Below are 14,024 nucleotides of genomic sequence, written 5' to 3'. Positions count from 1 at the left end.
TCTGGCGGGGCTTCTGCACTATTTACACTGTGCGTAAGGCACTATTAACAATAACTGAACGAAATAATTTTTACTGTAATAAATCATTATGAAAAAATACTGCGTTATTCAATCAGGTAGCCTTGCTGATTTACTTCAGACAAAACGGCTTATTCTTTCTTTGTGTCGAAAAGAAGCACAGGTGCATCTTTGTGTTGCCCCAGAACTGCAAGATGCAGCTGCCTTTTTGTATCCGGAAGTTGAACTCCATCCATTTCCGTTCAGTAAAGAATTTATGAACGTGATGGCCACTGATTCAGTTTCTAAGGATCTGGATTTTGAATCATTTGAAGCGGTGTACAACCTACACGGTTCTGCCGAGAATATGATGATGTCGACCCTTTTCCCTTCAGATATCATATGTGGCTATTGGCGACATAACGGGCGTGAACATCGCAGCCCGTGGCTGACTTGTTTGTCTCGCGTGCACGGTCGGCAGCGTTTTTTGAATACTATGGATATTTGGGCGCACCTTGTTCCGTCCCCAATTCCTTCCCATATGGTAAACCCCATAGCCATGCGTAAAGGTGGTGGAGTAGGAGTTGTTTTACGGGATTTGAACGGTAGAGCCTTACCGTTATCCGTTCTTGCAGGATGTATTAATGCCGTTTGTACTGCCAGTAGAGAAACAGACGTAGTTCTTTTTGGTGAGAAAGCAGACGAGCAGCTTGTTGCTGAACTGCTTCCACTGCTTAAAGAAAAGATTGCGGCAAAAACAGTAACCCGATGCTTTGAAACTTCTTTTGCAGAAGATGTCGAGATTCTTAGTACGTTGGATATGCTTGTTACGCCGGAATCCACTCTAATGCATGCTGCCGCGCATGTAGGGACACCTGTTAATGCATTTTTCCATTCATCAGCATGGTGTATGGAAAATGGTCCTTATGGCTTAGGCCATAGAGTCTGGCAGGCTGATACAGCATGCGCACCATGTGTCCCAAAAGACGATTGTGATGAAAATTTTGCGTGTATGCATGTTTTCGGTGAAGAAAAGCTTCAACGTTTTCTTGCTGGAAAAATCGACGATGATTACCCGCAAGGTGTGACCGGGTATGTTTCCATGCTGGATGAAGTTGGTGTGACGTATATGCCGGTTTTCGGAACAGAAGAGCATGCGGTGGAGCGTCTTGCACTACGTGGTATTGCTTCTGAGTTTGTCGGTATTACCAAAATCAGCAAAACAGTGCCGCAGGGTAGCAATAATTTTTATGCAGAGCAGGATTGGCTCATGCAAAGCTGCGCGAACGACGAGGAGATAGATGATGAATAAGATTCGCGAACATGTTTTGATAGTACCTCCTCTCGATAATCCGACCTCTTGTATTGTTACAGGCTGTAAGGAAGCTTTGGAAAAGCAAGGGCATCATGTTGACGTTTTTGATACAGAAGCATGGCTGCCTGTATGTTCAGCGCTCCAGCATTTACCTATAACGCTTGAGCATCAGGACGCACTAGCCGCACAGGGTTTCGATCTTATTGCCCGTGCTGTGAAAGCAGTGGCAGAATCAAAAGAGATAAAGATTGTACTCGGTTTTCCTCGGTCTCCCATGACCGCAGATGTTCGAAAAGGGTTACAGGCTCAGGCAATAACAACAGCGTGTTGGATGACTGAAGAATGCACTTCCTTCCCTTATTGGCGAAAAGTCATTGAAGGATACAATGTTGTCGCAACAATCCAGCATGAGCCGCTGATTAGTGAAATTTATGTGCTTGGTCATTCGGCCGTATATCTGCCGTTCGCCGCTAAAAGTGCATGTTGCACGCCTGTAAGCACGCATACAGCAGCTGAAGATATGATTGTAGTTCTTGGAGACGCTAGCGATGATATTGCTAATGCTTTAAGTTCATACATTGGCAGAGGAATGGTTCTCTGGGGTGACGGCTGGGAGCGTTACGAACAGTTTATGCCATATTATCAAGGCAAGCTTCAGTCTCTTACGCGGTCTGAACGTAAGGCTTTGTACAGAGATGCTGCCATTATCGTAAACATTCATTCAGCAAATACCGGCAATGGTGATGCCGTAAATATGGAGACATTTGCTATTGCCGCCTGTGGCGGGTTCCAGATTGTTGATAAACGGACACTCATGGAAGGCATGTTTTCTTACGATGAATTGGTCATGTTCGAGTCACCAGAAGAGCTGTCTGAGCAAATTTCTGAATTTATCGACGACCGTAATGCTCGTTTGGAATACGCACGAAATGCACAGCGGCTTGTGTTGGCAGAACACACCTATGAGCAAAGGATGCATACACTAATGAAAGCTATTGCAGATAGTTCGAAGTAGATTTTTGATGAACAAAAAAGGGGCTGTCCTAGTAAATAGGTCAGCCCCTTTTTGATTTTATGAAAGGTAAGCTAAGTTGCGGAAATAACGTATTAGCTGCGTAATGCCATAACGGCTGCTACGGCTTTTATGCCTTTTTTCTCACCGGTAAAGCCGAGCTTTTCTTCGGTGGTGGCTTTAACGTTCACTTGGTAATCGTTAAGCTTAAGCATCCGGCAGATGTTTTTCTTGATCTGCGGCTTCCAAGGCACAAGACGCGGAACCTGCGCAATGATTGTGAGGTCTACATTTGTGAGCTTGTAGCCTCGCTGGAGAAATTTGTCGTACACTTCGTTGAGGAGTACGCCGCTTGAAATATTGTCAAACTGTTCTGAAGAATCCGGAAAATGCTCTCCAATATCGCCGTCACCCATGCAACCGAGGAGTGCGTCACACAGAGCGTGAAGCAGAACATCACCATCAGAGTGAGCCACAACCTGAGGGCCACCTTGAATAGGAATGCCGCCAAGCTTCATAGGACGTCCTTCACCGTAACGGTGGACATCGTATCCCCAACCGGTAACAGGAACGGGCATGACAGCCTGTTTAGATTCGATCATGGTAAGGTCTTCCGGATTTGTGATTTTGCAGTTTTTTGTTTCGCCTTCCACTATGGCAACGGTGAATCCTGCCTGTTCGGCAATGGAAGCATCGTCTGTTACTTCCCAGCCTTCTTCGTCGCACTTGTCGTGCACATCGATGAGCATTTTTTTGTCAAAACCTTGCGGAGTCTGACAAGCTCGAAGAGTAGAGCGGTCAAGTGTGTGGCTGATGGCGTTGTTCTCGGTCACTTTAATGGTGTCTGTTACTGGAATTGCAGGAATTACAGCTTGAGAACCAGCTTTGAGAGAATCAAGCAGTGTGTTTGTGAGCGCTGTGGAGAAGAACGGGCGAGCTGCGTCATGCACTAGTACGTGTGTGCATTCTGAAGGCAGAGCCTGTAGTCCGTTGTAAACTGAATCTTGTCTACGTGCGCCACCTGCTACCACTTTCCAAGGCAGACCAAGTCTGCGTCCAAAATCAAGCTTTGTCAGTGTTTCTGTTGCTTCTTCAATATCTTCTTCAGGGAAAACAAAGAGGAGTCCACGCATACGTGTTGTATGAGAGAACGTGATTGCAGAATGCCAGAAGAGCGGAGCGCCTTTCCATTCCAAGAACTGCTTTTTAATGCCGTTAGTGGCTGCAGAGAGACGTGTGCCGGAACCGGCAGCAAGAATGATGGACCAACAATGCATGGGGAATTCCTTACATATTGTGCAGTGGTAGTAATAAAAAAGTATAGCATATAAAAAAAGGGTGCAAAGCACCCTTTTTTTAAAATATGGAGTCAGGACTATAAGCCGGGTTTTGTCTCCCCCTTGCGAGGGCGGTTATCATTCGTCTAGGGTTATGATTACTCATAACCTCAAGCAACCTACCCGAAAACAACGACCGGGCCGGTCGTAACTGTTTCCCTATTTGGTCTTGCTCTGAACGGGGTTTACCTAGCCTACCATGTCACCATGATACCTGGTGAGCTCTTACCTCACCGTTTCAACCTTACCGGCAGTAACCTGCTTAGGCGGTTTGCTTTCTGTGGCACTCTCCGAGGATCACTCCCCCTGGGCGTTACCCAGCGCTCTGCCCTTTAGAGCCCGGACTTTCCTCCCCGCACAAAAAAGTGCGCGACGATAACCTGTCCAACTCCAAAAATATGTTTACGCTTCTGCTGCTGCAGCTGCTGCTTTATCTGCTTCGCTTGCGAAGTGCTCTGACCAGTAGATCAGACGCTGGCAGTTAGGGCAGCTAAGGATCTGATGACCCTTCTGAAGCTCAATGTAGCTCTGTGGTGGAATCGCAATGTGACAACCGTTACATATCTGTTCTCTAACAGAAACGATAACTGGGTTGTCCAAACGAGAGCGGATAAATTCGTAACGGCTAAGGATAGGAGTCGGAACTTCTTTACCTGCAACGTTACGTTTTTTATCAAGCTTATCGAGAACTTTGCTTGCTTCTTCGACACGCTGTTTGAGGCTGGCTTTTTTCTCTTCCAAGTCCTCTTTGATGATGCCGTAGCGTTCATCCATGTCGGCAACTGCCATCTGCTGGCGCTCAAGTTCTTCAGAGAGAGCAAATTTTTCTTCTTCACGAAGACGGTTAAGCTTCTCAAGGTTGTCCATTTCACGCATCATTGCGTGATACTCTTTGGTGTTACCAACGAGCATGAGTTTGGACTTACTTTTTTTAACTTTGAGAGCGTCGTTTTCGATCTCAGAGTTAATGCGTTTTTCCTGTCCTTTGAGATGATCAATCTTCTCAAGGAAGTTATTGCGCTGGTTTTCAAGCGCATCAAAGCGTGTTTGAAGAGCTTCAACTTCTTTTGGAGCTTCATCAAGTTCACTTGTGATACCAAGGATTTCATCATCAACAAGCTGCAATGCAACGAGCTGTTCGATTTGCTTTAGATACAGGCTCAAGGTTTTTTCCTCCTGAAAACCATAGGGTTCGGACTTGCCGACACTGTGAAATTTCTATTCTGCGAATGGACCGATCAAACGCATTGGATCCTGCGCGGGCAGGAAAAATATTTCTATGTCATCCAGTTCTCCTGCAAGCTGCAAGGCAAACTGGCGCATCATTTCTTCTTCGAGACTGAAATGCCCAACATCAAGAATGCATCCGGTTGTATCCAGAGCAGAATGATATTTGACATCACCAGTAATAAACACATCCGCACCCATGGCAAACGCTTTAGGGGCAAAATCACTACCAGATCCTGTACAGTAAGCAACCTTAGATACTGTTTCAGGAATAGGGCCGCTCTTTACCCAATAATCACGATCCACCACTGAGGCAAGTTGCTCAGCGAATATGCCAAAAGATACAGGTTTTGGCAAAGTGCCAATGGTGCCAAAGCCGAGGCTTCGAGACTCTGTATCAGGTGTAGAAGGTATAAAAATTGGCAACTCGTCCAAATCAGCTGCAAGCTGAGCAAGGACTGTGCTTCTGTGCTCTTTACTATATGTTACATTGATCATTTGATCAATGTGCCGCACGCTATGAATTTTTGGGTTATTCTCCCATTCATAAAGCATAGAGCTTGCTGCGATGTCATGCGAAGGTGTAAATGCTATTGCTTCCGGTTCAACCGTACAGGAAGTGCCAAGCAGTTTACAATTTTGCAGTTCAAGCGCACGTGCCAGCCATCCCGCCGGTCCTTCGGGGTTTGCATCAAGCGACGTATGTGCACTGTAAAGGCACATATCATTCTCAATGAGCGCTGATACAATTGAAAAATGTGTATCAAGTTTGTTTAAGTACCGGGGCTTCATCAGCAAAGGATGATGCGTGAGTACAAAATCCGCTCCCTGTGCTATGGCTGTCTGAATAGTGTATTCAGTAGGATCAAGCGCAAGAGCAAGTCTATGTACTTTTTTTCTTCGATTGGGAATCTGCACGCCACAGTTATCCCACGAAGCCGCACCACAAAGTATAGCTGTATCTTCGATTTTTTTGATAAGGTCAGTTGTTTTCATGACTCTCTCTCAGCAAGTTAGAAAGGCGGTAAAATGTGTCGCCTGTAAAACAGCGTTAGTATCAACGAAAACTAAGAATAAATCCAGCAATAGGGAAAAAAAGCGGTGTTCTGCTTGCAGCAGCGGTTACGTCTTTTTTAGCAATGCTCTGACTTATTGTTGACTATATGCAATCGGCACTATTCTTTGCGTGTCGTAAAGCGGATGTGTGCTATGACATAACATATGAGGATGGTCAAGAAAAGTATGCAAACCGTGCTTTAAGGCCGGAATGAAAGTTGAAGATATTTATCGCGGAGAATGGGGTGCAGGGGGGAAATGCTTATGGATTGGAGGTGAGTGTTTTTATAAAAGTATTGATCCTCTCGAAAACTTTTTTTCAAGAGGATCAAAGAAAATTACTGTCTTTTTTTACTCGGCTGCCACATGTCCCAATCCATTGGCCTGTTTACAGCGCTTTCGTCTTTTGTCTCGTTCGCACAGTTAATGCGCTCAGCAGCTTTTTTAATCCAGCGATCTTTGTTTTGTGGCTCCCAAAGGTCATTCCAATCTTTAGGGGCGTTTGCAGTTTTAGGTTGTACCATTTCCCTTTCCTCCTGGTTGAGCGTGCCCATGAACAGATTTTTGATAATCTGATAAATGAACGTTGTACAAAATGGACAGTCGCCACTGCCTGTATTTGTACAATGAGATTATACCCTAAATCATACTAGCAAGGTATGATTTGAACACAAAAAAATATCAACACGCACATCATTCAGGCTTCTAAATGATGTCAAATGGAACAATATGATAAAATGTATAGTTATCACTGTTCCCAATGTGAGTACCAAAAACTCACTGTATGGAAATAACGCTACAACATAGAAAAGCTTGCTTCAACCTTTTTCCTACTAAATTTGTAGGAATTTAAAAAAAGAGAGTAAGGCGCTCATTGTGTGACAGTGTTTATGCTCAATAAAAAAAGCCCTCTACGTAAAGTAGAGGGCTTTTTAACATTGGGGTATTGTTTGTTATGCTTTTTCTTTACCGAGTGTGGAAAGAAGTTCCATAACGAGGCCAAGTGCCTGCTTGGATTCTTTGGAATGGAGTTTTCCAACCATACCAAGCGGGCTGACAGGCTGTGCATTTTTAAGGTCTGCATCGCCCATTTTTTCAAGAAGTCCGGCAAGTACTACCAGACCATCGCCCATACGGCCGATTTCTTCCGGAGAGTATTGCTCAGTGATTTTGCCCATGGATTCAGTAAGTGCACCAATAGACTTGAATACACCTTTTTCGTCCAGTTCCTGAAATTTTTCGATTCCAGCAAGGAAAGTAGGCTTTATCATAGGCTCAGTAAGCGACCAGATGTCTACGAGATCGTCAAGACGCTCAAGTGCCCATGTGATGTTGCGAACGCTCATTACAAAGCGTTTCAACAGGGCAGTGATGTCATTGAGCTCGCAACGGTGCTGAAGAGAATCAAGCTCTCCGAGCATTACGTTGTGGAGCGTGTCCCGCATAATCGGGGTAACTGTAGCCCCCAAATCGGCCATGGTCTCAGCGCGACTGTGCATCATGCTGATTTTTTCTTCCATGACCTCGAGGCGGGCTAAGATGAGTTCTTCGTTGGTCATTATTAGCTCCGCTATTTTTTGTTACGAACGTCGATTTTGCCAGCCATGTACATGTTTGGCTCAAATGGAAGTTCGTGACCTTTCAGCATGAGGTTGTAGTAAACCCAACGGAACATCTGTTTACCGTAGTAGTTCATACGTGTGTCGCCGAGAAGATCGAATGGTCCAACACCTGGAAGCGGGAACTTACCTGGAAGTGGCTCAGTTTCGTAGTTAAAGTCGATAAGGGAAGCTTTCTCGAGGCTGGTAACAATAAAGCAGTTTGAGTGACCATCAAATTTGTGGTGCGGTGCGTTACCGTTGATTTCAGCAGTGAGGTTTTCGCAGATGATGTCGCATTCGAAGTGGGCAACGGAACCAGCTTTAGAGGTTGGAACGTTGGTTGCGTCACCGATAACGTACATGTTCTCGTGCTCTTCAGCTTTGAGAGTGTGGTTGTCGGTAGGTACGAAGCACATTGCATCACCGATGCCGGAATCTTCGAGAACCTGCTGACCGAAGTTAGGTGGAATAGATACGAGCAAGTCGTAGTTTCTTTCTTCACCCATTACGTCAACAAGAGCTTTGTTTTTAGCGTCAACGCTGTCCAAAACAAAGTTAGGTACGATGTTAATGCCTTTTTCTTTACAGAGGCCGCCAAGAATTCGGTTAGCTACAGACTTGGTGAATGCACCAGTAAGCGGGGTAACGAGTTCGATTTCAATGTTGTCACGAACGCCGCGCTTTTTGAAAAAGTCGTCAGCCATGTAGAGGAATTCAAGTGGAGCAACTGGACATTTGTACGGTGTCTCAGCAATGTTAAGAATAAGCTTACCCTTGGTGAATTCGTGCATTTTAGGCATAAGAGCCGCTGCACCATCAGGGGTGTAGAAATCGTGAATGTCGCCACGCCAGTCATCCATCATGCCTTCAACTTCTTCCGGCACAACGCGACAGCCAGTACCAACTACGATCCAATCGTAATCGTACTTGCTTTCTTTAGTGGTAACAACTTTGTTCTTAGGATCAATATTGGTAATGGTATCCAGTACGAAGTTAACACCTTTAGGGATAAATTCAGCCTTTGGCTTCACGCAATCACCTGGAGTGTACACACCGAAAGGCACGAACAGCCAGCCTGGCTGGTAGTGGTGCATCGGGTCACGGTCGATGATGGTGATATCCCATTCTTTCTCAGCAAGCTGCTTACGCATTTTTGCGGCAATCATTGTGCCGCCACAGCCTGAACCGAGAATAAGTAGTTTCTTCATGCCTGATCTCCTCTTACATATCAGTGAAGTAGTCTTACTTGCGGGGTAATTTCCCACCAGTAAGCGGTTACGTCATTTTTAGACGATTTTTAAAGCAACATTATCTTCACGGAAAAAACGGGGACATGCGGCAACGCAAACGTTTTTTCCTGAATCTATTTACAATGGTGGGTAACATCGGAAGGGGGATGGAGTGTGTCGCATCTCGTGCTCCCTGCATGTCACCAAAAACAAAAAATTATTGGCTGTAGCTTGAGGCGTGACTCTGCATCAGATCAGCAAGAGTAATTTTCTCAAGTGTGTCTTCTAATGCTTGCGCTACACTATCCCATGAACCAACAACCTGAGTCGGAATAACGGCATCATCAGCTTGCAGAGTAGGGGCAATTACTCCGCCTTCGATTACTCGTAAAACCTGTGCAAGGGTCACGTCTTCAGGGCGTCTGCAGAGGATGTGGCCTCCGGCAACGCCGCGTACGCTTCTCACCATTCCGGCAGATTTTAATGAACGAATAATTTTTTCGATGAATTTAACAGAGATGCCTGTTTTATTAGACAAAGTTGCAGCTGGAACTGGTTTATTGCCATCCTGTAGAGCAAGATGTGCTAGCAGTAACGATGCATTATGTGCAGTTGTAGATATACGCATGACTTGCTCCTTGGGGCTGGTGTGTAGTCGCTGTTTAATTCCTACCTTTGTAATCCAGATTAATTTAATCCGGATTAGATAGGTCGGAAATAGCTGAATCAGAGGGGGGTGTCAACAAGGATTCTAAAAAATAGTGGTGCGTATTATAGGGGGTTAGGGAGAAGGAAATATCAAGGAAAGGCAACTATAGGTAAGCAGTGAAGGCGGTTACAGTAATATATAGAAGAAGTGGTGATAATAAAAAACAACAACGCCCTGCTATAAGAAATAGCAGGGCGTTGTTGTTTATGCCGTATCCATAGCATGTTGCAATGCAAAAAATACGAAAGCAAAAGTGTTAAAGACTATTCAATAGGATGAACTTTCCCATCTATAATGTCTTGTAGAGATATTGAGTTAAGCTCGTTCTCTAAAACTTGAGAAGCTTTCATCCAAACGCTACGAGTTGTACAGAACTCTTTGCGTGGACAGTCGTCGGCAAGTTTTTTGTCGCAACAAGCGGTAAGTCCTACATGTCCTTCCATTATGCGAATCACGTCACCTACAGAAATAGTATCAGGCGTTTTAGCAAGCATATGTCCGCCGGCAGCGCCGCGCATGCTTGTAATGAGCCCAGCTTTTTTGAGAGGACGCAGGATTTGTTCAATGAACTGAACGGAAACTCCGGAAGATTCGGATAGAGAAGTGGTTTTCAATGGAGAATCAGTGCCATGCCTTCCCAATTTTACTAAAATTCGGACAGCATAGCGAGTACGCGCAGAAAGCTTCATTAATTATGCCCCTTAAATTACGAAGTCTATTAATTGCGTGTCGATATTTGATGAGAGTACTACGTTAGTAAGTGCTTCTCGTCAAGGCAGGCTGCGGGTTTAACCCGATTCAACCTGTAATGAATATTGCTTAACAGTGTATACAGCTTTTACATCTGAGATCAATATTACACATAAGTTGTAATAGGAATTTTTTAGTATGTAGTGGGTGTGCCGTGTAAATGCAATGTTTGGTGACTTCCGTATGGTATGGCATAAAGATCTTACAGGCGACGTAGGGAAAGCTGTGATTGATCCGCCGTAGAAATAGTCTTTTGAGTTTTTCCGAAGGATCATATGCAGGATTGTTGAGGGGAAGGTTTTGCTTTGAGTTTTTGGTCATAGAATACCAAAAAAACGCTTGCGGAAATTTCCGCAAGCGTTTGAATGCTGGTGGGCCTAGCAGGATTTGAACCTGCGACCTGCCGGTTATGAGCCGGAGGCTCTGCCAACTGAGCTATAGGCCCTCTATGTGCTGAGGAAGAGTAGCTAACACCTTGGTAACTCACTGTCAATTGCAAATCGTCAAAAAGTTACTATAGATGCACGTCTCAGCGCTTTTTCTTGTACAGTCTGTGGCTATTTATAAGCCCTTATGAATTGATGCAGAAGGTAACATACAAGAAATACAGAAAAAAGTAATCCCCATCCTGTAAAATCTAAAGTCCAAGGGAAGCGAGTAAATTATCTACGTCAGATTGTGATGAAACTTCGCTAGGCCCCTTGAGTTCTGAATTTTCAACTTTATCTGTAAGATCAGTCTGCTTAGACTGTGAATCTTTTTCGGCTTTTTTAACTGCAATGAAATCGCTGGTTGAGTAGAGATCAAATACTGTAGTTTTTAGGTTCTGTAATGCACCGATGATGCGAAGGATGCGTTGTCCTGCGAGATCCTGAAAGCTAAGCGCAGTCATAATTTCATTCATATTCTGGCTTAGTTTGTCTTCAAGAGAAGTCAGTGCGGCTAAGTCCTTGTTATCCGGCAGAGCGCGTTGTGCGCTTTGGAGGTGAGCAAGGGCAAGTTCGCGCATTTGAATCTGTTGCTCAACAATGGTCATAATGTCATCGGTGGCATTTTCGAGAGTTTTATATACAGCATCTAACTGTTCAGAAGCTTCTCCGAAAAGCTGTGTAGCTTTTTTTTCTTCAGAGGCATTTTGTTCTTGTTCATCCGGAGCAGTAATTTCTGAGTAAATAGACTGAAGACCCTCGTGCATTTCAACACTGAGTTTTTTGTAGAATTCACCTTCCAGCAATGACTGGGTCAGATGCTCACTTAGGGTATTTTCTACACTGTTGGTAATGGTCTGGGTAATACTGTTCGCGAGCTGATTGGAAACGCGATTGAGAATTTCATCCATTACAGAAGTGTCTGAAGTATTCATAGAAAAAGTCCCCCTGAGGCGTCGTTGATGTGCAAAATAAGGAAATACCCTTAGAAACGGTGTAACTATGAATAATTATTGTCTGAAAAGCAACGGCTTATGCGTTGTTTTCCTGTTGCAGGCGGTGCATGCAGGGGGTTAGGGCATATAGTGATATCGTGGGATGCATACGGAACATAGAAAAAGCCCTCATGTTGAAATCAACACGAGGGCTTATTTATTACGATAACCAGTGCGTCTTTGTGTGGCTGTGTGTACAGCCGTTACGTAAGTCGCTGGGTTCGGATTTGTCTTCGTTCTTCAACAAAAACGTGATGAACGATTTTTTCTCTGTCTTCTGCGCTGATTCTGTCAAATTCAACAATAGCAGTTGCATTGTCTGCCTTGCTGATACGCCCGCAAGCGCCTGCAACACTCAGTGGGAAGTCACTTAAGAAAACAAGCAGCTCAATGTGCGTGCCTTCAGCTAATCCATGTGTGTTCTTGATGGTAAGATCAGCTCCGCTGAGTTCGATAACTTCAATTGGACTTGGAAAGTCTATTTCAAGTTGATCGTGCTTCAGATGAGAGAGAATAGCATCAAGTTTTGTATTCATGTTGAGCAGAAACGAAACCATGGCTTCCGGCGTATGCGAGTTCGTGAGTTCTTCAGCATCCGCTGCGGAATCAGAAAGACCGAAACCGGAAAAACGGGACGGCTCATCTTTATCTTTGAGAAGGCGTAAACGGCCTTTGAGGTACAATGAGATGGATGCAAATTCTCGTTTTTCCATAGACAACTCCGGTGTTAGATCATTCCGTTTTCAGCATCAATATGCATAGCGTTAACAGGGCAGACTTTTACGCACATGCCACAAGCGGTACAGTGATCAATATCAAACACGATAACGCGCTTTTCACGATCAACATAAAGAGAACCATTAGGACAGATTGCCGTGCACATACCACAGTGCATGCAGGAATCTTCATCACGGGAGATTCGCTGAGTAACAGGCGTTACAACAATGCGGTTTTTTTCCAGATACTCGATACCTTTTAGGTAACTTTCTTTGGTTCCGATAATTTCAACGGTCATATGCCCTTCTTTACGAGGGGTGATCTGTGCTTTGAGAATGTTAAAAGATAGATCAAACATTCGGGTAAGGTCACAGATAACAGGTGAACCGGAAATGGTCGGCGGAAATGTCAGGTGAACGTTTTTACGGTACTCTTTTGTCATGATGTTAACCAATATTGCACTTACTGTTTAGCAAGTTCCTGCTTTGCGCGTTTAGCCTCAATTGATTTCGGGAATTTTTCTGTGAGCTGATTGAGGCGGAACTTACCGGCATTCTTTTTGCCTTGTTTAAGAAAACTGAGACCCTGTTTTAATAAGGCCTGTGGATACTTATTGCTTTTAGGATATTTTTTAATAACATCCTCATAAGCCAGAGTTGCGCGCGGGTAGTTTTTCATTTGAAAATATGCTTCACCCTGCCAAAACTTAGCGTTCGCAGCTAGTTTTGATTTTGGGTACGTTTTTTCATATTCACTCCACATGCGCTGTGCGTCTTCATAGCGGCGTTCATTGAATGCCTGTAACGCACTTTTGTATAATGCTTCTGCAAGGTCTTCAGGTGCTACTTTTTTGGGAGGAGTAGCTGGAACAACTGGTGCAGGTACCACTGGTGAGGTGCCCTGAACTACCTGTCCATTCTGAGTCGGAAGCATGGTTCCGGAGCCTGTAGGCTGCTGATTAACTGCCCTTGGCTGTCCAGCTGTTGATGAAACAGGAAGGTGGTTTTCAATACCTAACTGTGAAGACATCATACGTATTGCACCTTCCAGCTGCGCAATACGCTGCTTGATGCTTGCTACATCCGCTTCAAGAGTAGGCACTGTGCCTGTTTCGGTTTGCACATCTTCAAGCTGTCCTTCCATCGTTGCCAAGGACACTTTCATGCCTTTTAATTCAGACCAGATATCAGCCTGTTCTGGACGAACGGTATCAAGCGCCTGTGAAGTTGAACCGAGTGAGTTGTTGAGTGCTAGAATTTGCTGCTCTTGTTGAGACAGCTTTCGTTCTAAGAGATTAACCTGTTCCTGTTTAACGCAAGCGAGTAGGAAGAGGGTACTGATACATACAAGAGTTACACGAATAGCAATTCGCATGGATTATCCTCTCTGTTGAGGTGGTTTCGCCCATGAGGCAAGTCCGGTGGTACGTCGAAAGCCGAATAAAAGGTAGAGTGTTCCACCAAGCACTGGCAGCATTACGCCAGCCAGCATCCAGCCGTATTTTTCCATAGGTGAAGAAAATTCATGTTTATAGGAATGCCAAATAGACCATAAATTGGGCAAAATGGGAAGAGTGAGAGCCAAGGCTAACAGCGCAGGATGCATATCAGACGCTGAAAATACGTTAAATATTGGTAGCAAATCAGTCACG

Annotated in this window: 15 protein-coding genes, 1 tRNA gene and 1 other RNA gene; 2 read left to right on the top strand and 15 right to left on the bottom strand. The window is 44.6% G+C overall.

Annotated elements, in window-relative coordinates; translation table 11 throughout:
- The first annotated feature begins 88 nt into the window (after positions 1 to 88).
- Together ACZ5V1_RS07415 and ACZ5V1_RS07410 are read left to right on the top strand one after the other, a co-directional pair.
- A complete protein-coding gene (locus ACZ5V1_RS07415) occupies positions 89 to 1,309 on the top strand; it encodes a glycosyltransferase family 9 protein (protein WP_464391312.1) in 1,221 nt (406 codons plus the stop codon).
- Entirely contained in the window at positions 1,299 to 2,327 is a 1,029-nt protein-coding gene (locus ACZ5V1_RS07410) for a CgeB family protein (protein WP_464391311.1), read from the top strand. The genes ACZ5V1_RS07415 and ACZ5V1_RS07410 overlap by 11 nt, the downstream gene beginning before the upstream one ends.
- 92 nt (positions 2,328 to 2,419) lie before the next feature.
- Here ACZ5V1_RS07410 and ispD read toward each other — a convergent pair whose 3' ends face one another.
- From ispD to ACZ5V1_RS07335, 15 genes are all read right to left on the bottom strand, one after another.
- Positions 2,420 to 3,601, bottom strand: a complete 1,182-nt coding sequence (ispD, locus tag ACZ5V1_RS07405) for a 2-C-methyl-D-erythritol 4-phosphate cytidylyltransferase (RefSeq protein WP_464391310.1) — start codon at positions 3,599 to 3,601, stop codon at positions 2,420 to 2,422.
- Positions 3,602 to 3,685: 84 nt separating this feature from the next.
- Positions 3,686 to 4,053, bottom strand: an RNA gene (gene rnpB, locus ACZ5V1_RS07400) — RNase P RNA component class A.
- A 10-nt stretch (positions 4,054 to 4,063) separates the two neighbouring features.
- Positions 4,064 to 4,825 (bottom strand): zinc ribbon domain-containing protein, encoded by a 762-nt coding sequence (locus ACZ5V1_RS07395; protein ID WP_464391309.1) that lies wholly within the window; start codon positions 4,823 to 4,825, stop codon positions 4,064 to 4,066.
- 54 nt (positions 4,826 to 4,879) lie between these two features.
- On the bottom strand, positions 4,880 to 5,884 hold the full coding sequence (locus ACZ5V1_RS07390) for a Nif3-like dinuclear metal center hexameric protein (protein WP_464391308.1): 1,005 nt from the start codon (positions 5,882 to 5,884) through the stop codon (positions 4,880 to 4,882).
- A gap of 398 nt (positions 5,885 to 6,282) precedes the next feature.
- Complete coding sequence (locus ACZ5V1_RS07385; protein ID WP_160711107.1) at positions 6,283 to 6,468, bottom strand: hypothetical protein; 186 nt, start codon at positions 6,466 to 6,468, stop codon at positions 6,283 to 6,285.
- A gap of 429 nt (positions 6,469 to 6,897) precedes the next feature.
- Positions 6,898 to 7,503, bottom strand: coding sequence for a DUF1641 domain-containing protein (locus ACZ5V1_RS07380; protein ID WP_464391307.1), 606 nt, complete (start codon positions 7,501 to 7,503; stop codon positions 6,898 to 6,900).
- A gap of 11 nt (positions 7,504 to 7,514) precedes the next feature.
- A complete protein-coding gene (sqr, locus tag ACZ5V1_RS07375; protein WP_464386506.1) occupies positions 7,515 to 8,753 on the bottom strand; it encodes a type III sulfide quinone reductase, selenoprotein subtype in 1,239 nt (412 codons plus the stop codon).
- A gap of 238 nt (positions 8,754 to 8,991) precedes the next feature.
- Complete coding sequence (locus ACZ5V1_RS07370) at positions 8,992 to 9,402, bottom strand: RrF2 family transcriptional regulator (RefSeq protein ID WP_464391306.1); 411 nt, start codon at positions 9,400 to 9,402, stop codon at positions 8,992 to 8,994.
- Between the two features lie 344 nt (positions 9,403 to 9,746).
- Positions 9,747 to 10,172, bottom strand: a complete 426-nt coding sequence (locus tag ACZ5V1_RS07365; RefSeq protein ID WP_160711115.1) for an RrF2 family transcriptional regulator — start codon at positions 10,170 to 10,172, stop codon at positions 9,747 to 9,749.
- Positions 10,173 to 10,602: 430 nt separating this feature from the next.
- Positions 10,603 to 10,678 (bottom strand) — tRNA-Ile (locus ACZ5V1_RS07360).
- A gap of 192 nt (positions 10,679 to 10,870) precedes the next feature.
- A complete protein-coding gene (locus ACZ5V1_RS07355) occupies positions 10,871 to 11,596 on the bottom strand; it encodes a protein phosphatase CheZ (RefSeq protein WP_160711211.1) in 726 nt (241 codons plus the stop codon).
- Between the two features lie 263 nt (positions 11,597 to 11,859).
- Complete coding sequence (locus ACZ5V1_RS07350; RefSeq protein WP_464391305.1) at positions 11,860 to 12,369, bottom strand: hypothetical protein; 510 nt, start codon at positions 12,367 to 12,369, stop codon at positions 11,860 to 11,862.
- 14 nt (positions 12,370 to 12,383) lie between these two features.
- Positions 12,384 to 12,815, bottom strand: a complete 432-nt coding sequence (locus tag ACZ5V1_RS07345; RefSeq protein WP_160711215.1) for an NIL domain-containing protein — start codon at positions 12,813 to 12,815, stop codon at positions 12,384 to 12,386.
- Positions 12,816 to 12,835: 20 nt separating this feature from the next.
- The gene (gene ybgF, locus ACZ5V1_RS07340; RefSeq protein WP_464391304.1) at positions 12,836 to 13,747 is read right to left on the bottom strand and encodes a tol-pal system protein YbgF; all 912 of its coding nucleotides are present in this window, start codon (positions 13,745 to 13,747) and stop codon (positions 12,836 to 12,838) included.
- A gap of 3 nt (positions 13,748 to 13,750) precedes the next feature.
- The gene (locus tag ACZ5V1_RS07335; protein ID WP_464391303.1) at positions 13,751 to 14,023 is read right to left on the bottom strand and encodes a PLD nuclease N-terminal domain-containing protein; all 273 of its coding nucleotides are present in this window, start codon (positions 14,021 to 14,023) and stop codon (positions 13,751 to 13,753) included.
- Position 14,024 lies beyond the last annotated feature (1 nt).

Source organism: Halodesulfovibrio oceani subsp. galateae, from assembly GCF_055397225.1.
This window is presented reverse-complemented; position numbering and strand designations above follow the sequence as displayed.

Excerpts from the sequence above, each read along its gene's own strand:
- ACZ5V1_RS07365 (WP_160711115.1), bottom strand. The coding sequence starts at position 10,172 with ATGAAGCTTTCTGCGCGTACTCGCTATGCTGTCCGAATTTTAGTAAAA.
- sqr (WP_464386506.1), bottom strand. The coding sequence starts at position 8,753 with ATGAAGAAACTACTTATTCTCGGTTCAGGCTGTGGCGGCACAATGATT.
- ispD (WP_464391310.1), bottom strand. The coding sequence starts at position 3,601 with ATGCATTGTTGGTCCATCATTCTTGCTGCCGGTTCCGGCACACGTCTC.
- ACZ5V1_RS07410 (WP_464391311.1), top strand. The coding sequence starts at position 1,299 with ATGATGAATAAGATTCGCGAACATGTTTTGATAGTACCTCCTCTCGAT.
- ACZ5V1_RS07370 (WP_464391306.1), bottom strand. The coding sequence starts at position 9,402 with ATGCGTATATCTACAACTGCACATAATGCATCGTTACTGCTAGCACAT.
- ACZ5V1_RS07385 (WP_160711107.1), bottom strand. The coding sequence starts at position 6,468 with ATGGTACAACCTAAAACTGCAAACGCCCCTAAAGATTGGAATGACCTT.
- ACZ5V1_RS07350 (WP_464391305.1), bottom strand. The coding sequence starts at position 12,369 with ATGGAAAAACGAGAATTTGCATCCATCTCATTGTACCTCAAAGGCCGT.
- ACZ5V1_RS07415 (WP_464391312.1), top strand. The coding sequence starts at position 89 with ATGAAAAAATACTGCGTTATTCAATCAGGTAGCCTTGCTGATTTACTT.
- ACZ5V1_RS07390 (WP_464391308.1), bottom strand. The coding sequence starts at position 5,884 with ATGAAAACAACTGACCTTATCAAAAAAATCGAAGATACAGCTATACTT.
- ACZ5V1_RS07355 (WP_160711211.1), bottom strand. The coding sequence starts at position 11,596 with ATGAATACTTCAGACACTTCTGTAATGGATGAAATTCTCAATCGCGTT.
- ybgF (WP_464391304.1), bottom strand. The coding sequence starts at position 13,747 with ATGCGAATTGCTATTCGTGTAACTCTTGTATGTATCAGTACCCTCTTC.
- ACZ5V1_RS07380 (WP_464391307.1), bottom strand. The coding sequence starts at position 7,503 with ATGACCAACGAAGAACTCATCTTAGCCCGCCTCGAGGTCATGGAAGAA.
- ACZ5V1_RS07345 (WP_160711215.1), bottom strand. The coding sequence starts at position 12,815 with ATGACAAAAGAGTACCGTAAAAACGTTCACCTGACATTTCCGCCGACC.